This is a genomic window from Thalassospira xianhensis MCCC 1A02616 (genome assembly GCF_003326475.1).
Lineage (GTDB): Bacteria > Pseudomonadota > Alphaproteobacteria > Rhodospirillales > Thalassospiraceae > Thalassospira > Thalassospira xianhensis.
Genome location: NZ_JPWA01000004.1, coordinates 28,052 through 50,036 on the forward strand (window position 1 = coordinate 28,052; position 21,985 = coordinate 50,036).

Sequence of the window (21,985 nt, forward strand, 5' to 3'; positions counted from 1 at the left end):
AAGGGTCGGTATTTGCCGACCCTTTTTTTATCCGTATATCGGAAAAAACAGAAAAGAAAAGGCGCCCCATCACGGGCGCCTTTTACCTTGTGATTTAAACGGTTGCTACTTGAACAACACGTCCGGTAACCAGGTTGCCAGGGCCGGGAATGCGGCCACAAGACCAAGTCCAAGAACCTGGATCAGGACGAACGGGACAATCCCGCGATAGATGTCCCAGGTCTTGATTGCCGCCGGAGCCACCCCACGCAGATAGAACAGGGCAAAGCCGAACGGCGGTGTCAGGAAGCTGGTCTGCAGGTTGATGGCAATCATAACGCCAAGCCAGACCGGATCGATATCCATCTTGAGCAGGATCGGGCCAACGATTGGCACAACCACAAACACGATTTCAATGAAATCGAGGAAGAAGCCCATGACAAACATCAGCAGCATGACAACCAGCATGGCGCTGAAAACACCACCCGGAAGGTTATGCAGCAGTTCTTCGACAAGGTGATCCCCGCCAAGGCCCCGGAAGACCAGCGAGAATACCGAAGCACCCAGTAGGATTACGAACACCATCGCGCTGATCTGGACGGTCTGGCGGGTCACATGACGCAGAACAGCCCATGACAGGCGCCTGTAGAAAGCCGCAAGAATAACGGCACCAACGCCACCAAAGGCCGCAGATTCCGTCGGGGTTGCGATACCGGTCAGGATCGAACCAAGCACGGCGACAATCAGCAATCCCGGGGGTATCAGCGCACGAAGAACTTCGCCCCAAAGACCTTCCGGACGTTTGTCGGTGACCAGCGGAGGCGCCGATTTCGGATCAATAAACGCCTGAATGATGATCCAGCAGATATAAAGCCCGACCAGAAGCATGCCGGGAATAAACGCACCGGCAAACAGATCAATAACCGAAACCGGTTCCGGCGCCCAGTTACCCAGCGACCGCTGGGCTTCGGCATAGGCCCCCTGAAGGATATCACCGAGCAGAACCAGCACGATGGACGGCGGAATAATCTGCCCCAGCGTACCCGAAGCACAAATCACACCGGTGGAAAGACGCGGGCTGTATCCGGCCTTCTGCATCGCCGGAAGGCTGAGAAGCCCCATGGTTACAACGGTTGCCCCAACGATACCGGTCGAAGCCGCCAGCAGCATCCCCACCAGCACGACCGAAATGCCAAGCCCCGCCCGCATGGTGCCAAACAGAAGCCCCATGGTCGTCAGCAGCTTTTCTGCAATTCGGGCACGTTCAAGCATGACGCCCATGAAAACGAAAAGCGGGATCGCAACATAAAGCTCGTTGGTCATCACACCGAAATAGCGCGACGGCAAAGAGCCCAGAAGCGGCATGTCAAACACGCCCATCGAGTTGCCGATCAGCGCAAAGACAAGCCCCGTCCCCGCCAGGGAAAATGCGACCGGAAAACCGAGAAGAAGAACGCCGCAGGCTACTGCGAACATTACAAGGCTAAGAATTTCCCCCGACATCAAACGCCCTCGTGCTCTTCTTCTTTGATTTCAAATTCTTTATGTCCGGCCAGCACGAGAATGCTGCGCGCAGCAAGGGATAATCCCTGCAAAGCAATCAGGACGCAGAAAACGAGAATAACCGATTTATAAAGGAACAGCCCTGGCAGGCCGCCGGTTTCGTGCGATCCTTCAAGGCGATGCCAGCTGGTCATCACATAGGGGTAACTATAGATATACACCATGATGATCACCGGCAGCAGCAGCAGCAGGGAACCGAAAAGGTCAACCCAGGCCTTATAGCGTGCCGAAGCCGGCCGATAGAACACATCAACCCGGACGTGGCCACCATGCAGCAATGTATAACCGGCTCCCACCATGAAGACGATGCCGTGCAGCCACATATAGCTTTCCTGCATCGAAACCCAGCCAATGGAAAACCCGTAACGCAGTGTCGCGACCAGAAATGTGATCACCACCATCGGGATTATCAGCCAGGCCACGCCACGTCCGATCCAGTCATTCAGACCGTCGATAAAACGGACGAAACTCCCTAGAAAATTCACGTTTTCACTCCCACGCCCTTTTGGAAATCACAGGGATTTTGCGGGCTCCCTGCTAATCAGGTTGCGAAGTTACATATTTACGCCCCAAAACGCTATATATTTTGCCTGTTTGAGCGCCATTCCAGAATATGGAATAAAAACAAGCCACTTTTTCTGAGAACATGGCCAAACGTGTACCCGAAAACGAAAAAGGGACAAGGCCATCCCTGCCCTTATCCCTTTATTCTCTCGGCTATCAGATCAAGCGAATGTGTTACTCGAACTTGTTTGATCGCGGGAAACCGGTCGGTGGCATACGGCCGGCACCGGCACGCTTGCCAATCCATTCGTCAAGTTCGGTAACCGTACGTGTGCGACCTTCACTGCCACCCATTGTCCAGCTCAGACCTTCTTCAAGATTGAACAGAATAAGGTCTGCCAAGCCACCCTGACGATATTTCTGCAGGATGACCCCGCGCCCGCGGGTCATTTCTGGCACCTCGGCAACCGGATAGATCAGAAGCTTACGGTTTTCACCCAGAACGGCAACGTGATCATGTTCCACTGGCAGGCAGATTTTAGCCTCTTCATCCTTGCCAAGGTTCAAAATCTGCTTACCGTTCTTGGTCTGGGCAACCACATCGGCTTCCGCCACCTGGAAGCCGCGGCCGGCCGAGCTTGCAACAAGCAGGTTCCGGCCAGGCTTATGGATGACCATTGCAACAATGTCATGTTCCTGCGGCAGATCAATCGTCAGCCGGATAGGTTCACCATGGCCACGTCCGCCGGGAAGCTTGTCACATGACATCGTGTAACACCGGCCTTCGGTGCTCATGATCAGAAGCTTGTCAGTGGTGAAGGCTTTAAGGGCAAAGCGCCCTTCGTCACCATCCTTGAACTTCAGATCACTGGTATCGGCGGTATGCCCTTTAAGGGCTCTGATCCACCCCATTTTCGAACAAATCACCATGATTGGTTCACGTTCGATCAAGGCTTCAAGGGGGACTTCGATTTCCTCGGGCGCATCACCGATTTCGGTACGACGTTTGCCAAGGGCCGTCTTCTTGCCGAATTTCTCGCGCATTTCCTCGACTTCGTCGCGGATTTTTTCCCAACGCAGCGTTTCGCTGGCAAGAAGCGCTTCGAGGCCTTCTTTCTCTTCGGTCAGTTTGGCATGCTCGTTTTTGATTTCCATCTCTTCGAGCTTGCGCAACGACCGCAGACGCATATTGAGAATTGCATCCGCCTGAACTTCCGTCAGGTCGAAAGTCGACATCAACGACACCTTCGGCTCATCCTCGAAACGAATGATCCGGATGACCTCATCAAGGTTCAGATAGGCAACAAGATAACCATCAAGCACTTCAAGGCGATGATTGATCTTGGCCAGTCGATGGTTGGAACGACGGATCAGAACGTCCTGACGATGGGCCAAGAACGCACGCAGCACTTCGCGCAGGTTCATGACGCGCGGCGTATTGTCCCCGTCCAGAACGTTCATGTTCAGACCAAACCGGATTTCCAGTTCGGTATTCTTGAACAGCATTTCCATCAGATGTTCCGGCTCGACAGCGCGGGTGCGCGGCTCAAACACCAGACGGATCAGGTCGGTCGACTCATCACGGACATCGGCCAGAAGCGGAAGTTTTTTCAAGACCATAAGGTCGGCAATACGCTCGACCAGTTTGGCTTTCTGAACCTGATAGGGAATTTCGGTCACAACGACCTGGAACAGTCCGTGACTGAGCTTCTCGACTTCCCATTTGGCGCGCAGACGGAATGAACCGCGCCCGGTGGCATAGGCCTCAAGAATATTTTCGCGCGGCTCGACCAGAACACCACCCGTCGGGAAATCCGGCCCCGGCACACACCGCACCAGTTCCGCAATCGACGTATCGGGATTATCGATCAGCTTGATCAGGCCGGCACACAGTTCGCCAACATTGTGCGGCGGAATGTTGGTTGCCATACCAACCGCGATACCAGCGGCACCATTGGCAAGCAGGTTCGGAAAGGCAGCAGGCATGACGATTGGTTCGTGATCCTCGCCGTCATATGTCGGCCGGAAGTCAACCGCATCTTCATCAAGGCCGTTCATCAGCGCCGCGGCAACCGCGGTCATGCGGGCCTCGGTATAACGCATTGCCGCTGCGTTATCGCCGTCGATGTTGCCAAAGTTCCCCTGCCCGTCGACCAGCGGATAGCGGACGGCAAAATCCTGAGCCAAACGGACAAGCGCGTCATAGACCGACTGATCACCATGCGGGTGATATTTACCGATCACGTCACCGACAACACGGGCGCATTTCTTGAAGCCCTGCGCCGGATCAAGCTTTAGCTGGCGCATGGCATACAGCAGACGCCGATGCACGGGTTTCAGACCATCGCGCACATCGGGAAGAGAACGCGACATGATTGTCGACATGGCATAAGCGAGATAACGTTCGCTCAACGCGTCCGCAAGGCGCGTTTCCCTGATTTGGCCGGCATTGGCCGGATCGGAAGTCTTGGTGCTCATGAACGATTTTTCTTGTTGTTTGGCAGGTTGCAATCAATTCGGCAATTCAGTCCGTTATCCGGCGCTCAATCACCATTTTGGCAACATACTACGGTGGGTATGGTTCTGGTCAACACAAGTCCGCATCAAAGTACGGTATTTATTTTTAATCCGTGTCTACTGATCGCCAGATATGGCTTACCAATCTGTCACGGGCCGCAACGGGCTTTACACCTTTTGCCTCGAAAATATCGCGATGAATGAAAAATCCGGTCAGTTTGATCCCCTGTCGGAATTGCTCGTTCAATCCATGTTCCCGACTGCTTTGTGATGCCTTCCCACCGGCCAGAAACGCCGGTAATGGTAGCAAACGGTCACGATATGCCGTGCCTGCGGCCTCGGAAACGGCGCGGCCACTTTTGGGGGAAACAAAACACAGATCATCCGTGACATCGGTTGCCGCACAACGATCAAGGCTTAACCCATATCCAAGCTCGTCAAGCAAACCGACTTCCCACCGGATATAGGATGCCAGCCATTGTTCTGTCTTAAGGGCCGAAAGCAATGCGACGGTACCGTGATATAACGCGGCATGTGCTTCGCGTTCCGGCAAAGTGACTTCAAGCATGGCACAGGCCGAACTTAATGCCATCAACGGCCCGGGAGACAGCAAAAGATCGGCAACATGCGCGCCCGTCAATTCACAGCGAAACTGCCCCAGATGTTCAGCCAGTCTGGCCGACCATCCCACCCGGACCTCGTTTCCGGGCTCAAGCGTGCCGCGCATGGATTTGCTGGTCGCCCCGCGTACCATGCCAGCATATCGGCCATAGTCGCGCGTCAGAACCGAAAGACGTACTGAATTTTCACCGAGCTTGCGTGTGGACAGGACGATTGCATCATCACGCCAATCCATCCTGCACCTCTAGAAAAAGCCGCGTGGCAGGATCAGACGGGTAACAAGAAAGAAAAGACCGGCGAGACTGGATGCAAGGCAGATCAACGCAACAATAAAAACAATACGTTTCAATGTGTTGCTGTTTTCAACTTCATCAATTGCATCATCAATCGGATCATTGTGGTGCTTGGTCATTACGACGGTCCATTTCCATTCAAACGCCAAAGCAATCCAAGAACGAAGGTCGCAACGGCCGCGAGCAAAGCCAGAAGATTAACCGGGCGCGAAAGGAATGATTTGTCGCGCTCGATATGTTTGCCATCGTGCCGATAACGGAATGGCCGGCGGGCAACACGCGCAACGATCATCGCGGCAACGGCGCCAACGACAATCAACACTATTCCCCATATAGATCCGTTTTCCATATCCAAACCTGTTGGCAGGCTACAATCGCATCTCGCTTGCCGGACATGCCTCAAGCGTTGGGATCAAGTCCCCACATCGCAAAGCGGTTGGGGTCATCGCCCCAGTTTTCCCGGACCTTGACGAACAGGAACAGATGAACGCGACGTTCAAAAATCGCTTCAAGTTCCTTTCTGGCATCACTGCCAAGTGCCTTGATGCGCTTGCCGCCTTTGCCAAGGATGATGGCTTTCTGGCCCTCGCGTTCCACGAAAATCGTCTGCTCCAGCTTGACCGATCCGTCCTTGCGCTCTTCCCACAGTTCGGTTTCGACCGTTGCCGAATACGGCAATTCCTGCTGTAGCTGATAATAAAGCTTTTCGCGCGTGATCTCGGCCGCCAAAAGGCGCAACGGCATATCCGAAACGTCGTCTTCCGGGAACATCCAAGGCCCATCGGGCATTTTCGCAGCAAGGAAATTCACCAGATCCTGTGTGCCGGAACCTTTCTTGGCCGAAATCATGAAGACATCGGTGAAAACTTCCTCGGCAAAGAATTCCTGCGACAGACGGAGAAGCTTTTCCTTGTCGGCAACCTTGTCGACCTTGTTCATCGCAAGAATGGCCTTGCGGTTCTGTGTTTTTAGCTGATCGATGATCGCGCGGACTTCTTCGGTGATCCCTGCCCCGGCATCAATGACAAGCACAACCAGATCGGCATCGTCCGCACCGTTCCACGCGGCTTTGACCATCGCCCGGTCAAGACGGCGTTTCGGCGCAAAGATACCCGGGGTATCGATGAAAACAAGTTGCGCGTCCTCGGTCATGACGATTCCGCGCACGCGCGTTCGTGTCGTCTGCACCTTGGGAGACACAATCGATACCTTCGTACCGACAAGCTGGTTCAGAAGGGTTGATTTACCGGCGTTTGGCGCACCGACCAGTGCGACAAATCCGCACCGCTGCTGATAAGGTAATCTGTCTTCGTTCACAGGCGTGGGAACCTCATTCATGGTTCAGTGTATCCAACATCAATTGAGCGGCCAGTTGTTCCGCCTCGCGTTTCGATTTGCCCTCGGCCTTTACGCTTTCACCGTCTCCGGTGCTCAGTTCAATGGTAAAGACAGGTGCATGTGCGGGGCCCTGACGACCGACCATTTCATATTTTGGCAATGGCTTGCCACGTCCCTGCAACAGTTCCTGCAAACGGGTTTTCGCATCCTGTGGCGGCTTGGGCGCTTCATCAAGAAGCGGCAGCCAAAGCCGCTCAATAAACACTCTCGCAGGCTCCAGCCCGCCATCAAGATAGAGTGCGGCAATCACTGCTTCCATGCAATCAGATAAAATGGCCGGATTGGTATCTGCACCAGCGGCACGTTCGCCTTTTGCCATTTGAATGTGATTGCCAAGACCAATCTGCTGCGCCAGCCTCGCGAGCGTTTCACGGCGGACAAGAGCAACAAAACGCTTGGCCATCGCGCCTTCGCGTTCGCGACCAAACCGCGTGTAAAGCATTTCCGCAACAACAAGCCCAAGGACACGGTCGCCAAGAAATTCCAGCCGTTCATTGCCACCACTTAGCGCATCCTTGCCTTTGGCGGCACTGCGATGCGTCAACGCAACCCGAAGCAAATCGGGCTGCGCAAACTCGTGATCAATTTCAGCAATCAATGGCGCAGTTTCGGCCATTAGTTAACTCCCTGGAACAACCGGTCAAACCGGATGCTGCCCAAGTCATAGATCGGCTGCGAACTGTCTTTGGAATAGAACAGGAATTCCGCACGTCCCACGAGGTTTTCGATCGGGACGAACCGGAACCGCGACGGGAAGGCCCGGCTATCGGCCGAATTGTCGCGGTTGTCACCCATCATGAAGAAATGCCCTTCGGGAACGGTAAAGGGTTCGGTGTTATCGCTTGGACCCTGATCGCCAAATATCTCGAGGATACGGTGAACCTTACCATTCGGAAGCGTTTCGATATATTGCGGAACGGCAATTGCCTGTCCGCTGCCATCGGTCAGGATGTAATCCTCGATCCGGTCGCGTTCGACGGTTTTGCCGTTAATCAGCAAACGACCATTGGTGACCTGAACCGTGTCGCCCGGTAGACCGATAACACGTTTGATATAATCCTGGGACGGATCAGCAGGCAGTTTGAAAACAACAACATCGCCGCGTTCCGGTTCGGACGACATGATACGACCGGGAATCAGCGGTACACTGAACGGCAGGCTGTGCTTTGAATATCCATAGGAAAATTTCGACACAAACAAATAGTCCCCAACCAGCAAGGTCGGGATCATCGAACCGGATGGAATATTAAACGGTTCGAAGGCGAATGTCCGAACCAAAAGCGCGATCACAATGGCCCAGAAAACGGTTTTGAAGGTGTCCAGAAGTCCACCCGTTTTCTTTTTTTGCACTAGCTTTTCCATTCAGTATCTAAACCAATCACTTTATTACCAATCAATCGGCCGAAATGACCACGACCGCATTCGCCAACGGGTATTCGTCTGTCAGGGTTACATAAACCGATGCAACTTTTCCTGCCGGCGTCAATTCTTCAAGTCTTTTCAGCGCGCCGTCAATCAACACCATGTCAGGCTTGCCGCTCGGTTGATGCACAACACCCATGGTGTTGTGATACACGCCCCGACGAAAACCCGTTCCCAAGGCCTTGGAACACGCTTCTTTTGCCGCAAACGCCATCGCCAGCGATGATGCCGTCCTGTGCGGGCGGCGCACGGCTCGTGCGATCTCGATCTCGGTGAAAACGCGCTTCATGAAACGCTCGCCATAACGATCCAGCGCTGTTTCAATCCGCCGGATATCACACAGATCGGTGCCAATGCCAATAATCATTGTGCATTGCCACTTTTCTGGCGCGCCAAATCCATCAATCGACGCATTTCTGCAATGCTTTGTTCAAGGCCGGTAAACACCGCTTCGCCAATAAGAAAATGGCCGATATTAAGCTCGGCAATTTCCGGCATCGCCGCAATTGGCGTCACCGTATCAAAACTAAGCCCATGTCCCGCATGAACTTCAAGCCCGATACTGGCACCATAACGAACGGCATCCCGGATGCGTTCCAGCTCGTGCGCCCGTGCCTCGCCCGTTTTATCGCAATAGGCCCCGGTGTGGATTTCAACAACGGGCGCACCAAGATGTTTGGCGGCATCAAGCTGCGCCCTGGATGCCTCGATAAACAGCGAAACACGAATCCCCGCTGCCCCAAGTTCCGAAACATATTTATGCAGGTGATTGTGCCCGCCCGCCGCATCCAGACCGCCTTCGGTCGTGCGTTCTTCGCGTTTTTCCGGAACGATGCAGGCAGCATGCGGTTTTGCCGCAACCGCAATCGCCAGCATTTCATCCGTCGCGGCCATCTCGAAATTCAGCGGAAGATCAATTTCGGCGCGCAAACGTTTGATATCATTATCTGAAATATGACGACGATCTTCACGCAGATGGGCGGTAATACCATCCGCACCGGCTTTCGCCGCCAGGATTGCTGCCCTTACCGGGTCAGGATGCACGCCACCACGCGCATTGCGGATCGTGGCAACATGGTCGATATTCACACCCAGCCTTAATTTCGCGCTCATTGCTTTTCGTCCTGCTTTTTGGTGGCGTGGGCCGCAGCCGTCCCGATTTTCTTCTTCGCACTTTCCAGCATCGGGCCAAGCCCATGACGTTCGGATGTTTTCATCCGGCGCAGGATGCGGTTGTGACGATAGATGACGACGGCCCGGCGTACAGGGAAGTAAAACAGCATCCAGACGACAAGTGAAGTGGGAACGCAACCGACCATCATCGGCCAGATAATGTCGACGATACTTTCCCAAAGCCGCGCCAGGGCAGCCTGATCGGCCGTATCCCAGTGACCGAAAATCAGTCCCCCGCCGATATAGTTCAGCCCCATGACAACAAAGTCCCAGAGCACCGCCATATTGAAATGGACAGTATCGGTCGCAAGGTTCGTTCCGAGAATCCAGTTACCGCAGGTATAAAGCCACAACCAGATGAATGGAAATGTCCAGGGATTGCCGACGATGGTTCCAAGTAAAGACGCCACCAGATTGCTTCGTGTCAGTATGCTGAACAGCGCAGACAGGACAAAGTGAAAGCCGATGAACGGGGTAAAGGATACCGCGGCCCCGATGGCAAACCCCGACGCGATGCTGTATGGCGTTCCCGGCAGTCGTGCCACACGATGGGCGAAATACCGTGAAGATCTGCGCCAGCCTCCGCGCGGCCAAAGCACATTTCTTATGCGTTCAAAGGATGTCGGTTTGATGCGGCGCCGGAACATGCAGGATCAATTCATAGGCCAAACGGGACAGGCGTAAAACAGGTGTGGCATATGCGTAAGTGTTGGGCGTCCGATTGGCAAGGGTTTTGCGCCAAAATCCCCCAAAAGGCGAACTCCTTCACAATCCTGTTTCATCCGCGCGCACGTTCAACGGTATTGACAACGGGGGTCGCCCGCAACGCGGCAATAATGTTGGTCAGATGTTTGACATCAACCACGTCAATATCGATCAGCATTTCAAAGAAATCCTGCGTGCGGTTGGTAAAGCGAAGGTTGGTGATATTGCCATGGTTCTTGGCAATCACGCTGGTAATCGAACTCAGCGCCCCCTGTTCATGTCCGACAGTCAGCCCAAGGCGCCCGATGAAATGTTCCGGCTCGCCATCATTGTCCCAGCCAACGTCAAGCCAGCGTTCCGGCTGCTCGGTAAAGGTTTCAAGCGTATCGCAATCGATTGTATGGATCGTGACACCCTTGCCGGTCGTAACGATACCGACAATCCGGTCCCCCGGAAGCGGATGGCAGCACCCGGCATAGTGAACAGCCATGCCGGGGATCAGCCCCTTAAGCGGTATGGCATGGTCATGTTTGCGATTGCGCGCGCGCTCCAACGGAACCACTTTACGCGCCGTTTCGACATCTTTCGTGCCCGGGAAAACCGCATGAACGATTTCGCGGCCGGTATGATGCCCTGCCCCGACCGACGCCAGAAGCGTATCGACACTTGGCAGTTTGAAGATTTTCAGGACACCATCGATCGCCTTGTCGGAATAGTCGTAACCTTCCTGCCGGAATGCCTTTTGCAGAATGGCCTTGCCCAGATCCTTGTACTGATCTTCCTGCTGCTGGCGGATGAAACGGCGGATACGTGCGCGCGCCTTGCCGGTCGCGACAAAGCGTTCCCAGGTGGGATTCGGTGTCTGCGCCTTCGAGGTTACAATTTCGACCTGATCACCGTTATTAAGGGTCGTGCGCAACGGTACCATCGCGCCGTTCACTTTCGCCCCGACACAGGTGTCGCCGATATGGGTATGGATCATATAGGCAAAGTCGACAGGCGTGGCACCAGCCGGCAATGCAATCACATCGCCTTTCGGACTGAAACAGAATACCTGATCCTGGAACATCGCAAGCTTGGTATGTTCAAGGAATTCTTCGGGTTCTGAGGCATGTTCAAGGATATCAAGCAGATCGCGCAGCCAGCGATACTGAACGCCTTCCTTGTTTTCGTCCCCGCTGCCCTGTTTATAGGCCCAGTGCGCTGCCACACCGTTTTCGTTGACCTCGTGCATCTGCCGGGTGCGGATCTGCACCTCGATACGATGATTTTCCGGGCCAAGTACAGTGGTATGAATGGATCGATAGCCGTTCGGCTTCGGGGTCGATATGTAATCCTTGAACCGGCCCGGCACGACCTTGTAGTTGGCATGCAAATAGCCAAGAACCTCGTAGCATTGCGGCATGTCCTCGACCAGCACACGGAACGCCATGATATCGGACAGTTCACCAAAGGTGATGTTCTTGCGCTGCATCTTCTGCCAGATCGAATAAGGACGCTTTTCGCGCCCGTAAATGTCGACCGACAGGCCCTGGCGGCTGATGACCTCTTTTAACTCGGCAACAATGCGGTTGACGACATTGTCGTCCTTCTCGCGCAGAAATTCCAGGCGGGCGCGGATCGAATCACGCGCTTCCTGATTGATATGCTGGAAGGCAAGGTCTTCAAGTTCTTCCTTGATGTCATGCATACCGATGCGTTCAGCAAGCGGCGCATAAATCTCGAGCGTTTCGGCAGCAATCCGCACCCGCTTTTCCGGTTTCGGGATGTAATGCAGCGTGCGCATGTTATGCAAACGGTCCGCAAGCTTCACCAAAAGAACCCGGATATCTTCGGACATCGCAAGTAAAAGCTTGCGGAAATTCTCGGCCTGTTTTGAGTCGGCAGATTTCAGCTCGATCTGGGTCAGCTTGGTCACACCATCGACCAGCTTCATGATGTTGCTGCCAAACAGCTTGGTGATTTCCTGCGGTGTTGCATCAGTATCTTCGATGGTGTCGTGCAACAGTGCCGTGATGATCGTGTCGCAATCAAGTTTGTAGTTCGTCAGAATACCGGCGACTTCGATCGGATGGGAAAAATACGGATCCCCATTGGCGCGCTTCTGCGAACCGTGTTTTTGGGTAGCATAAACATATGCCCGGTTCAGCGACGTTTCGCATGCATCCGGATCATAGGCCTTAACCCGTTCCACAAGTTCGTATTGGCGCATCATTCAGCGGCTTCTCCGTATTCGTCTGGCGGGGCTAAATCCATACCCCTTCATAAGATAGTACGATTTGGATAAAAAAAAGCCACGGAAGATAATCACCGTGGCTTTTCTTTTGAATGCTGTCTCAGAACAAGGTTACTTGACCTTATTCGTCTTCGTCAGCGGACGGGATGGTCACGCCAACCGAAGCATCTTCAATTGCTTCTGCCATCAGCTTCGGACCAAAATCGTCTTCGGCTTCTTCAGGTTCATCGACTTCAACATGCCGCTGCAGGCCGGAAACCATGCCATTGCGCAGATCGTCATAATCAACGGTCTGCTCTGCAATTTCGCGCAGGGCAACAACCGGATTCTTGTCGTTATCACGATCAATGGTCAGTTCGGCACCGGCCGAGATGTTGCGTGCACGCTGAGCTGCCAGCATCACGAGCTCGAAGCGGTTCGGAATTTTTTCAACGCAATCTTCGACGGTAACGCGCGCCATAAATGTCTCCAGAAATACTTTTGGGGTGTCCAGACCGGACTTTATAGCGTCGCATTTGGATTGTTGCAACAGCGAAGCCGTCCGGATCGGAAGGTTTTTAGCGGTTTTTACGCATATCAGGATTGTTTGCGGATTTCCTGATCTGCCGGAAGCGCTCGGATCAAATCATCAATCGACTGACAAAGCTGCGGATGCTGCCAGTTCGGAACGATATCGCGAAGCGGCAGCAGAACGAACGCCCGTTGATGCATGCGCGGATGGGGCACCTGGATGCCGCCCTCCTCGATCACCAGTTCATCGCCATAGGCAATCAGATCAAGATCAATAACCCGTGCCTCGTTTCTTTCGCGCCTGACGCGGCCAAATTCCGCCTCGACATGGTGAAGACGTGCCAGAAGATCATGTGCGCCTAAAACCGTTTCAAGCCGCGCAACGCCATTGACGTACCATGGCTGGTCCGACACCGGAACCGGTGCGGTCTCGTAGAACGGGGATACATTTGCCACAGAAATGTCGCCATCCTCCGCCAATCGTTTAAGGGCCGCTTTCAATGTATCGGCAGGTGCCCCATATTCCTCGGTAGGAAGATTGGCGCCAAAGGCGATCAGGATCACCCTGTCATTACGGGCAGTGTCGTTGTTCATGGTCGGCTTGCTCACGAAACGGGCTGTTGCACATCATTTGCGGGGATGCTGGCGCATAACTACGGAAGCGATCCCGTTGTGTCCACGATATTTTCGCCCTTTCTTTGTGTGCAGTTGCACGGTAAAAAAGTCGGCGTTTCCCGAATTTTGGAAACGGCATTATTAAAAAGCTATGTTTGAGGAATTTTCAGATGATTTTTTACCCGCAGGAACGCATCGGGCTGTTCATTGACGGCTCGAACCTCTATGCCGCGGCCAGAGCACTTGGTTTCGACATAGATTACAAACGCTTGCTGGATCTTTTTGCACAAAAGGGGCAACTGATCCGCGCCTTCTACTACACCGCGCTGATCGAAGATCAGGAATACTCCCCCATCCGTCCGCTGGTCGACTGGCTTGACTATAATGGCTACACCATGGTCACCAAACCGACCAAGGAATTCACCGATGCCGCCGGTCGCCGGAAAATCAAGGGCAACATGGATATCGAGCTCGCGATCGATGTCATGGAAATGGCCCAGCATCTTGATCACGTTGTCATTTTCTCGGGTGATGGCGATTTCCGCCGTCTTGTCGACGCGGTTCAGCGCAAAGGCGTTCGTGTTACCGTTGTATCGACCGTCAAATCGAATCCCCCGATGGTTGCCGACGAACTGCGTCGTCAGGCCGATAACTTTATCGAACTGACCGAACTGGAAGGCACAATCGCCCGCAAGGTTCAGCAACGTCGCGAAGATGACCATCCGGATTTTGATGATCACCCGCAACATCCCGATCTTGATGAAATTGATTTCGATTAATTCCCTCTTTTGTTGATCAAATGACCGGGTGCAGAACAAATTGCGCCCGGCAAACTGTCGGACACGCCATGACCACCTACCTTCAACCCGACAGGGACTGCCAACTTTGCCCGCGCCTTGTTGATTTTCGTCGTGCCAATCAGGCGAAATTTCCCGATTTCTATAACGGCCCGGTCCGCCCGTTCGGGCCCATTGATGCCCGCCTGCTCGTCGTTGGACTTGCTCCGGGCTTAAAGGGCGCGAATGCTACCGGTCGCCCGTTTACCGGCGATTACGCCGGCGATCTTCTTTATGACACGCTCAAGAAATTCGGTTTTGCCAAGGGCACTTATGCGAAACGCCCGGATGACGGACTTGAACTGATTGATTGCCGGATTACCAATGCCGTCAAATGCGTTCCACCGGAAAACAAACCGACTGGCCCCGAAGCCAATACCTGTCGCCCCTTCCTGATCAGCGAATTTGGCGCGATGAAAAACCTTTCGGCCATTCTGTGCCTCGGACAGGTGGCCCATCAGGCAATGTTACGCACCTTCGGGCTGAAGCTTTCATCCCTGAAATTCGGCCACGGGGCATCGCATCAAATGGAAAATGGCATCACACTGTTTGATAGCTATCACTGTTCGCGCTACAACACCCAGACCTATCGCCTGACGCCAGAGATGTTTGAAAACGTCTTTGCCGATATCCGCGCACATCTGGACCGTTAAATTGCCCGATACAGCACCACTACCCGACCTGCTCGACCGACCCATGCAACGTCTGCCGATTGACGTTCTGCGCGAAGTGTTCGGTTATGACAGTTTCCGTGGTCAGCAGGCCGAAATCATCGACCACGTGATTGCCGGCAACGATGCACTGGTGCTGATGCCAACCGGCGGCGGCAAATCTTTATGTTATCAGATACCTGCCCTTTGTCGTTCGGGAACGGCAATTGTTGTATCCCCCCTGATCGCATTAATGAAGGATCAGGTCGACGCGCTAAGCCAGCTTGGCGTCAAGGCGGCCTTTATAAATTCAACACTTACGCCCGAAGCCGCGCGCGAAATTGAAACCCGAGCGGTTGATGGCGATATCGATCTGCTTTATGTCGCCCCGGAACGGTTCGCGACGGATCGTTTTCTCAACCTGCTTGACCGGATCAGCATATCACTGTTTGCCATTGACGAAGCACACTGTGTTTCGCAATGGGGGCACGATTTCCGACCGGAATACCGTCGGCTTGACCTTCTGCCAACGCGTTTCCCGCATGTGCCGCGTGTTGCCCTGACCGCGACGGCAGATACCCCGACCCGCAAGGACATTGCCGAAAACCTGCATCTGACAAATGCGCAATGCTTCCTGACCGGTTTTGACCGGCCCAATATCACCTACCGGATCGAAACAAAGGGCAATTCAAAGCAGCGCCTTCTTTCTTTCCTTAACCGGGAACATCCCGAAGATGCCGGGATTGTCTATTGCCTGTCGCGTCGCAAGACCGAAGACGTCGCCCAATGGCTGACCGATAACGGGCGCCCCGCCTTGCCCTATCACGCCGGACTGACACAGGAAACAAGACAGCTTCATCAGGACAGGTTCCTGCGCGAAGACGGTCTGATCATTTGCGCAACGGTTGCCTTTGGCATGGGGATCGACAAGCCGAATGTCCGCTTTGTCGCACATCTGAACCTGCCCAAAAGCATGGAAGCCTATTATCAGGAGACAGGCCGCGCGGGCCGCGATGGCTTGCCCGCCAATGCATGGATGAATTACGATCTGTCCGATATCGTTTCCATCCGCTCCATGCTGGCATCATCTGACGCGCCTGACAGTCAGAAGCGCATTGAAAGCCGAAAGCTTGATGCCTTGGTCGGCCTTGCCGAAACCACGAAATGCCGTCGCCAGGTCATTTTGTCCTATTTCGGCGAAGAAGACGCAAAACCCTGCGGCAATTGCGATACCTGTCTTGAACCGGTTGATACGTGGGACGCAACCGATGCATCCCGCAAGGCACTTTCGGCAGTTTATCGCACCGGACAGCGGTTTGGTCCAGCCCACATCATCGAAGTCCTGATGGGACGCAAGACCGAAAAAATCCGTCAAAACAGCCATGACGATCTTTCCGTCTACGGTATTGGCAAGGATGTCTCACAGCCGCAATGGCGGTCGGTTTTCCGGCAATTGCTTGCGATGGGCTATCTTCAGGTCGATGTCGAAGGCCATGGTGGCGTTTACCTGACCGAAGAATCCCGCCCCGTCCTGCGCGGTGAAAAAGTCGTTGAAATGCGCAAGGACCCGGGCGAAAGCAAACGCACCATGACCAAGCGGCTGCGTGATTTCGATACCGAGTTCAAGAACGAGGAAGATCGTGATCTGTGGGAACGCCTGCGCACCCTGCGGCGCGAGCTTGCCACCAGCCAGAATGTTCCGCCTTATGTCATTTTCAGTGACAGAACGCTTTGGGAAATGGTCCGCTTCAAACCACGGACATTGCAGGATATGGCATCAATCAACGGGGTTGGTGTCAAGAAACTCGACCAGTACGGTCTTGTTTTTCTGGATGTCATGGATGGTCGGCGCTGATCGGGACCGGCATCAAGACCCGGACAGTGCTTCCTTGATTGCACTCACAACCACATCATCTTCCGGCTTGATCCGGGTGGCAAAACTGGCAACCAGATTGCCGTTCGGATCGACCAGATATTTGTGGAAATTCCATTTCGGGGCCTGATCGCTGCCAAGTTCGGCCTCTGCCCATTTAAAGAACGGATGCGCATCGTCTCCGCGAACCGACTGTTTGGTGGTCATCGGGAAATCGACATCAAAATTGACGGTGCAGAAATCCTTGATTTCGCTGTCATCGGCGTATTCCTGCCCGCCGAAATCGCCTGAAGGAACCCCCAGAACAACCAGTCCGTCGGCCCGATAATCCGACCATAGCGCCTGAAGCCCGGTATATTGCGGGGTGTAACCACACATCGACGCCGTATTGACGACCAGAACCGCCTTGCCGCGATAATCCGCAAGGTCGATTTCGCCCCCGTCAATCGACGGGAATGAAAAATCATAGGCATTGGTCGCTTTATCGCTGGCCATGGCAGAATTTCCAATCATCAGGCAAATGAAGCCGTACAAACCGGTCTTCAACAAAATCAGCATTCCGTTTCCGAAAGTTCTGGTTTTCCTAGCCATATCGCTCTTCCGTCCATGGATCGGCATTATTGTGATAGCCACGTACTTCCCAAAATCCGGGTTTGTCGGTTTTGGAAAATGTAATCTGGCGAACCCATTTGGCACTTTTCCAGAAATACAGCTTGGGGATGATCACGCGAACCGGGCCGCCATGCTCCTCGGTCAATGGTGCATCTTCCCAATGATGGGCAAGTAAAACATCATCATCGAGAAACTGATCAATCCGAACATTGGTCGTATAGCCGTCGTGGGCGGTGAAAAGTACGTGGCGGGCATCTGATGTCGGCTTTACCAGATCGGCAAGCGACAAGGCAGACACACCCTGCCAGTGATTGTCGTAACGCGACCAGCTGGTCACGCAATGAATATCGTTTTTGGCCATGAAGGGCGGCAGATCAAGCAACTGGCCGAAATCAAGCGTAACCGGATTTTCAACCTCGCCGTCAATCGTCAAGCGAAAGTCATCCGTTCCGACATGCGGCGTGATGCCAAGATCAAGCACCGGCCAGTCCTTGACCTCGCGCTGGCCGGGTGGCAGGCGATTTTCATGGGCATGATCGGCCTGCCCCGTCAAAAGACGACCGTTTTCCGCCCATTTCTGTTTCGCTTCGATCAGCTTTTCCTTGATCTTGCCACTGAAACCATCAGCCATTCATCATCCTCCCTGACCACATCATACGAAAAATGGCGCAGTCATGTTCACCATGTCTGCGCCATTTATGCATTCTATCGGCATTGGCAAGCAATACACATGCTTGCGAGGCAGGACTATTATCCGAAATCCCGCATGATCCGGGCCTTGTCACGCTGCCAGTCACGTTCCTTGACCGCTTCGCGCTTGTCAGCCTTTTTCTTGCCTTCCGCGATCGCCAGTTCAAGCTTGGCGATGCCGCGGTCATTGAAATAAAGCTTCACCGGAACGAGGGTGAACCCCTTCTTGTTCAGGGCGTCGCTCATTTTCGTGATTTCACGTTTATGCAAAAGCAGTTTGCGCGGTCGGCGTTCTTCGTGTCCGAACGGCATCTTGCTTTGATATTCCGGAATATAGGCATTAATCAGCCAGATCTCGCCGTTCTTTTCTTCGGCATAGGATTCCTGAATGTTCCCCTTGCCGTCACGAAGCGACTTGACCTCGGTCCCGCGCAGGGCGACCCCGGCTTCAAAAGTTTCCGTCAGGAAAAAATCGAAACGGGCCCGCCTGTTTTGCGCGACGACCTTGTTATTGCTGTCTTCTTTTTTCGGTGCCATTACAACAACTTGTAGGCCGAAATTAATCCCTTAGGACAAAATTCCGGCAGTGCGCAGCGCGGATTCAACGCGCTGCTTGGATTCTTCGGTAATCTCGACCATCGGCAAACGCATGTGGCTGCCGCAAAGGCCAAGAAGCTCGGCTGCGTATTTGACCGGTCCCGGGCTGGTTTCGCAGAACATCGCCTTGTGAACCGGCAGAAGTCGATAATTCAACTCCTGAACCTTGGCGATGTTCCCGGCTGCCCATGCGGTATGCAATTCAGCGCAAAGCTTCGGTGCGATGTTGGACGTCACCGAAATGCAGCCATGACCACCCTGTGCCAGGAACGGAACGATGGTGCCATCTTCGCCCGATAGCTGGCAGAAATCCGCCCCTGCCGCCAAACGCGTCAATGCCGGACGTTCCAGATCGCTAGTTGCATCCTTCACACCGACGATACGCGGCAGTTTCGAAAGCTGCGCCATCGTATCAACAGACATATCCACGACTGATCGTCCCGGAATGTTGTAGATCACGATCGGAATATCGGTCGCGTCATGGATCGCCTTGTAATGCGCATAAAGACCGCGCTGACCGGGCTTGTTATAATAAGGCGTTACCACAAGTGCCGCGTCCGCGCCGGCATTCTGGGCATGACGGGTCAACGAAATCGCCTCTGCGGTCGAATTTGAACCGGTTCCGGCAATAACCGGGCCACGGCCCTTGGCAACTTCAAGTGCCAGTTCAACAACGCGGTGGTGTTCCGCATGGCTCAAAGTCGGCGATTCACCTGTGGTTCCGACCGGCACAACACCGGTCGTGCCCTGTTTAAGCTGCCAATCCACAAACGACTGGAACGCTTTCTCATCGATTGCACCATCCTGAGTGAACGGTGTAATCAAAGCGGTAATCGAACCCTTAAACATCGATATCTCCAAATCTTATCGTGGATTGAAAGCGACGCGAAAATAGCGGCTGTTAAGGCATCCCGCAAGCGTCTGTATACATTAAAGCGCGCCTTGTTTGATCAAGGTTACTCTTTCCTCTCACGACCGATTGGCAATTGGCTGTTTCACTGCCATAATAAGGTTGTCTGGAGCGCATTACCTGCCGTAAGGCAAAAGGGGAATTTTAAATGGCGCATGCGTCTTTCCGCGGTGTTTCGATCTGCGCATTGGCACTCGGTGTATTCACTTTTCTGGCGCCGATTGGCGATAAGGCATATGCAGCAGGTCAGGATGAAAACATTCTGACCGAACTGCCGCCGTCACCGGCATTCTCATCTGTTAGCCGTGCGCGGCTTAATGTGTTTCTTGATGCGCTGGAAGACGGCCGCACAAAAACATTCGAAAAACTTCTTCCGAACTTTGATGACCCGCTGCTGCAAAAAGCCAGTGAATGGATGTGGCTGATCAGCCCGAATTCCGGTCGCAGCTTCGAAGAAATCACAAATTTCATTGATGCCAACCCGAAATGGCCCAGTCAGTCTCTGCTGCGTCAGCGCGCCGAAGAAGCCATGACAGATGCCGTACCCAACGATGTGGTGCTGGCATGGTTCAAGCGGTCTGCGCCGGTTACGGCAGACGGTGCCACCCGGCAGATAAAGGCCCTCCTCGCGTCTGGCGAAACCGACGCTGCGACCACTTTGATCCGCAACAGTTGGGTACACGAGAATTTCGGAACCGGTCAGGAAAAACGTTTTCTGGATCGTTACGGCAAATATATCGATCAGGAAACCCATCAGCAGCGTCTTGACCGTCTTCTATGGGAAGGCCGTCTTGGACCGGCAAGCCGTACCGAAAAATATGTCAGCAAAGATTATCTTTTGCTGGCCAAGGCACGTGCAGCCCTGCGGTCGCTCGACCCCGGTGTTGACGGCGCAATCAACCGTGTCCCAAAGAAATACCAGAACGATCCGGGCCTGATTTACGAACGTGTTCGCTGGCGCCGTATCAAGGACCGCGATCAGGAAGCACGTGATTTGCTGCTCTCGCAGGCCAATGACCTCGCCTATATATCGATCCGCCCGCAATACTGGTGGATCGAAAAGGCCATTCTGGCCCGTCGTGCCCTTCAGAAAGGCCACATTACAGATGCCTATCGTCTGGTTGCCAACCATGGCCAAAGCGATGCCGGTGATATTGCCGAAGCCGAATGGTTTGCCGGCTGGATCGCGCTGGAATTCCTGGGCGATGCGCGAATTGCCCTGACCCATTTCCAGAACCTGTATGACGTGGTGCAATACCCGATCAGCCAGGCGCGCGGTGCCTATTGGGCGGGTCGCGCCAATGATGCGATTGGTGACAAGGACAAGGCGCGTGAATGGTACAAACTTGCCGCCGACCATGCCCATACTTTCTATGGTCAGCTGGCAATTGACGCATTGGGCGTCAAACCAAGCTACTCTGTCGAACAACCGATCCCGACAGAACAGCAACGTGCCGATTTCGAATCACAGGAACTGACACAGGTAACCCGCAAGCTCGGCGAGATGGGGCTTGGCAATATCATTCGCCCGTTTGTCATGGCACTTGTCTATGCGCATGACGAACCCGAATATCTTGCAATGGCAACCGATCTTGCGCGCGAATACGGCCGTGCCGACCTTGCGATTATCGCCGCGAAGCGCAGCATCCGTACCGGCAGCGGCTATCTTGACGCTGCCTACCCCGTTCATGAACAGGTCCCCCTTGGTCATAACCCAGACCCGGCACTGGTCCATGCAATTATGCGTCAGGAAAGCCTGTTTAATCCCGAAGCCGTATCATCTGCCGGGGCACGGGGCCTGATGCAGTTGATGCCAGCAACCGCCGAACGCATGGCCAAGGATCTTAAACTGGATTACGAAACATCACGCCTGACAAGCGACCCGGGATTTAACATCTCGCTCGGGCGGGAATATCTGACACGCCTGCTGGACCGTTGGGATGGCGAGGAAATCCTGACCATCGCCAGCTATAATGCCGGTCCAAGCCGCGTTCGTCAGTGGATTGCCGAATACGGTGATCCGCGGGATGCAGATGTTGATCCCGTCGACTGGATTGAAATGATTCCCTATAGCGAAACACGCAATTACGTTCAGCGGGTTATGGAAGGCACCTATGTCTATCGCCGCCGCTTCGCACGTGATGAAATCGCCATGGGTCAACAGGAAGAAGCACCATCAGATTCCCAATGATCTTGTGGAACCGACCGCATAGAACGGCGTTAACTTGACGTTTGCGGTTTGGTAAAGAGAACACCATATTTGATCGAACCCTGTCCGACA

Annotated in this window: 23 protein-coding genes; 4 read left to right on the plus strand and 19 right to left on the minus strand. The window is 53.9% G+C overall.

The features are described 5' to 3' along the window. Nucleotides 1–105 precede the first annotated feature (105 nt). The 15 genes from TH5_RS04940 to folK all read right to left on the minus strand — a co-directional run bounded on the left by TH5_RS04940 (nt 106) and on the right by folK (nt 13,515). On the minus strand, nt 106–1,482 hold the full coding sequence (locus TH5_RS04940) for a TRAP transporter large permease (RefSeq protein WP_114120944.1): 1,377 nt from the start codon (nt 1,480–1,482) through the stop codon (nt 106–108). Further along, nucleotides 1,482–2,027 (minus strand): TRAP transporter small permease subunit, encoded by a 546-nt coding sequence (locus TH5_RS04945; protein WP_062948718.1) that lies wholly within the window; start codon nt 2,025–2,027, stop codon nt 1,482–1,484. Before TH5_RS04945 ends, TH5_RS04940 begins: the two co-directional genes overlap by 1 nt. A 253-nt stretch (nt 2,028–2,280) precedes the next feature. Further along, nucleotides 2,281–4,524 (minus strand): DNA topoisomerase IV subunit A, encoded by a 2,244-nt coding sequence (gene parC, locus TH5_RS04950; protein ID WP_114120945.1) that lies wholly within the window; start codon nt 4,522–4,524, stop codon nt 2,281–2,283. A 145-nt stretch (nt 4,525–4,669) separates the two neighbouring features. Further along, nucleotides 4,670–5,419, minus strand: a complete 750-nt coding sequence (gene recO / locus TH5_RS04955; RefSeq protein ID WP_114120946.1) for a DNA repair protein RecO — start codon at nt 5,417–5,419, stop codon at nt 4,670–4,672. A 9-nt stretch (nt 5,420–5,428) separates the two neighbouring features. Beyond that, complete coding sequence (locus TH5_RS25450) at nt 5,429–5,596, minus strand: hypothetical protein (protein WP_167443470.1); 168 nt, start codon at nt 5,594–5,596, stop codon at nt 5,429–5,431. Continuing rightward, on the minus strand, nt 5,596–5,799 hold the full coding sequence (locus tag TH5_RS04960) for a hypothetical protein (RefSeq protein ID WP_114120947.1): 204 nt from the start codon (nt 5,797–5,799) through the stop codon (nt 5,596–5,598). Before TH5_RS04960 ends, TH5_RS25450 begins: the two co-directional genes overlap by 1 nt. Before the next feature lie 77 nt (nt 5,800–5,876). Next, nucleotides 5,877–6,815, minus strand: coding sequence for a GTPase Era (era, locus tag TH5_RS04965; RefSeq protein ID WP_062961496.1), 939 nt, complete (start codon nt 6,813–6,815; stop codon nt 5,877–5,879). Next, nucleotides 6,808–7,491, minus strand: coding sequence for a ribonuclease III (rnc, locus tag TH5_RS04970; protein ID WP_062948708.1), 684 nt, complete (start codon nt 7,489–7,491; stop codon nt 6,808–6,810). The genes era and rnc overlap by 8 nt, the downstream gene beginning before the upstream one ends. Beyond that, a complete protein-coding gene (lepB, locus tag TH5_RS04975; protein ID WP_385967697.1) occupies nt 7,491–8,225 on the minus strand; it encodes a signal peptidase I in 735 nt (244 codons plus the stop codon). Before lepB ends, rnc begins: the two co-directional genes overlap by 1 nt. 43 nt (nt 8,226–8,268) lie before the next feature. Further along, nucleotides 8,269–8,664 carry a holo-ACP synthase gene (gene acpS, locus TH5_RS04980; RefSeq protein WP_114120949.1) on the minus strand — a complete coding sequence of 132 codons (396 nt, stop codon included), beginning with the start codon at nt 8,662–8,664 and terminating at the stop codon, nt 8,269–8,271. Then, nucleotides 8,661–9,410 carry a pyridoxine 5'-phosphate synthase gene (locus TH5_RS04985; RefSeq protein ID WP_114120950.1) on the minus strand — a complete coding sequence of 250 codons (750 nt, stop codon included), beginning with the start codon at nt 9,408–9,410 and terminating at the stop codon, nt 8,661–8,663. Before TH5_RS04985 ends, acpS begins: the two co-directional genes overlap by 4 nt. Beyond that, entirely contained in the window at nt 9,407–10,117 is a 711-nt protein-coding gene (locus tag TH5_RS04990) for a DUF2062 domain-containing protein (RefSeq protein WP_062948700.1), read from the minus strand. The genes TH5_RS04985 and TH5_RS04990 overlap by 4 nt, the downstream gene beginning before the upstream one ends. Before the next feature lie 131 nt (nt 10,118–10,248). Next, nucleotides 10,249–12,390, minus strand: coding sequence for a RelA/SpoT family protein (locus TH5_RS04995; RefSeq protein WP_114120951.1), 2,142 nt, complete (start codon nt 12,388–12,390; stop codon nt 10,249–10,251). A gap of 142 nt (nt 12,391–12,532) precedes the next feature. Next, entirely contained in the window at nt 12,533–12,871 is a 339-nt protein-coding gene (rpoZ, locus tag TH5_RS05000) for a DNA-directed RNA polymerase subunit omega (RefSeq protein ID WP_114120952.1), read from the minus strand. Between the two features lie 116 nt (nt 12,872–12,987). Then, nucleotides 12,988–13,515 carry a 2-amino-4-hydroxy-6-hydroxymethyldihydropteridine diphosphokinase gene (gene folK / locus TH5_RS05005; protein ID WP_114120953.1) on the minus strand — a complete coding sequence of 176 codons (528 nt, stop codon included), beginning with the start codon at nt 13,513–13,515 and terminating at the stop codon, nt 12,988–12,990. Between the two features lie 191 nt (nt 13,516–13,706). Here folK and TH5_RS05010 point away from each other — a divergent pair, with 191 nt between their 5' ends. From TH5_RS05010 to recQ, 3 genes are all read left to right on the plus strand, one after another. Further along, nucleotides 13,707–14,315 carry a LabA-like NYN domain-containing protein gene (locus TH5_RS05010; protein WP_062948692.1) on the plus strand — a complete coding sequence of 203 codons (609 nt, stop codon included), beginning with the start codon at nt 13,707–13,709 and terminating at the stop codon, nt 14,313–14,315. A 68-nt stretch (nt 14,316–14,383) separates the two neighbouring features. Further along, a complete protein-coding gene (locus tag TH5_RS05015; RefSeq protein ID WP_114120954.1) occupies nt 14,384–15,025 on the plus strand; it encodes a uracil-DNA glycosylase in 642 nt (213 codons plus the stop codon). Between the two features lie 43 nt (nt 15,026–15,068). Continuing rightward, nucleotides 15,069–16,877: a DNA helicase RecQ gene (recQ, locus tag TH5_RS05020; protein WP_167443473.1), complete on the plus strand. Its 1,809-nt coding sequence runs from the start codon at nt 15,069–15,071 to the stop codon at nt 16,875–16,877. A gap of 12 nt (nt 16,878–16,889) precedes the next feature. Here the strand turns inward: recQ and TH5_RS05025 are convergent, their stop codons facing one another. The 4 genes from TH5_RS05025 to dapA all read right to left on the minus strand — a co-directional run bounded on the left by TH5_RS05025 (nt 16,890) and on the right by dapA (nt 19,643). After that, the gene (locus TH5_RS05025) at nt 16,890–17,390 is read right to left on the minus strand and encodes a glutathione peroxidase (RefSeq protein WP_244204817.1); all 501 of its coding nucleotides are present in this window, start codon (nt 17,388–17,390) and stop codon (nt 16,890–16,892) included. An 88-nt stretch (nt 17,391–17,478) separates the two neighbouring features. After that, nucleotides 17,479–18,138 carry a sulfite oxidase-like oxidoreductase gene (locus TH5_RS05030; protein WP_114120957.1) on the minus strand — a complete coding sequence of 220 codons (660 nt, stop codon included), beginning with the start codon at nt 18,136–18,138 and terminating at the stop codon, nt 17,479–17,481. Between the two features lie 119 nt (nt 18,139–18,257). Beyond that, nucleotides 18,258–18,734, minus strand: a complete 477-nt coding sequence (gene smpB, locus TH5_RS05035) for an SsrA-binding protein SmpB (protein WP_007089481.1) — start codon at nt 18,732–18,734, stop codon at nt 18,258–18,260. A gap of 30 nt (nt 18,735–18,764) precedes the next feature. Beyond that, nucleotides 18,765–19,643, minus strand: coding sequence for a 4-hydroxy-tetrahydrodipicolinate synthase (gene dapA, locus TH5_RS05040; protein ID WP_114120958.1), 879 nt, complete (start codon nt 19,641–19,643; stop codon nt 18,765–18,767). 209 nt (nt 19,644–19,852) lie between these two features. Between dapA and TH5_RS05045 the strand changes: the two genes are divergently transcribed. Beyond that, nucleotides 19,853–21,895: a lytic transglycosylase domain-containing protein gene (locus TH5_RS05045; RefSeq protein ID WP_114120959.1), complete on the plus strand. Its 2,043-nt coding sequence runs from the start codon at nt 19,853–19,855 to the stop codon at nt 21,893–21,895. Nucleotides 21,896–21,985: the final 90 nt, after the last annotated feature.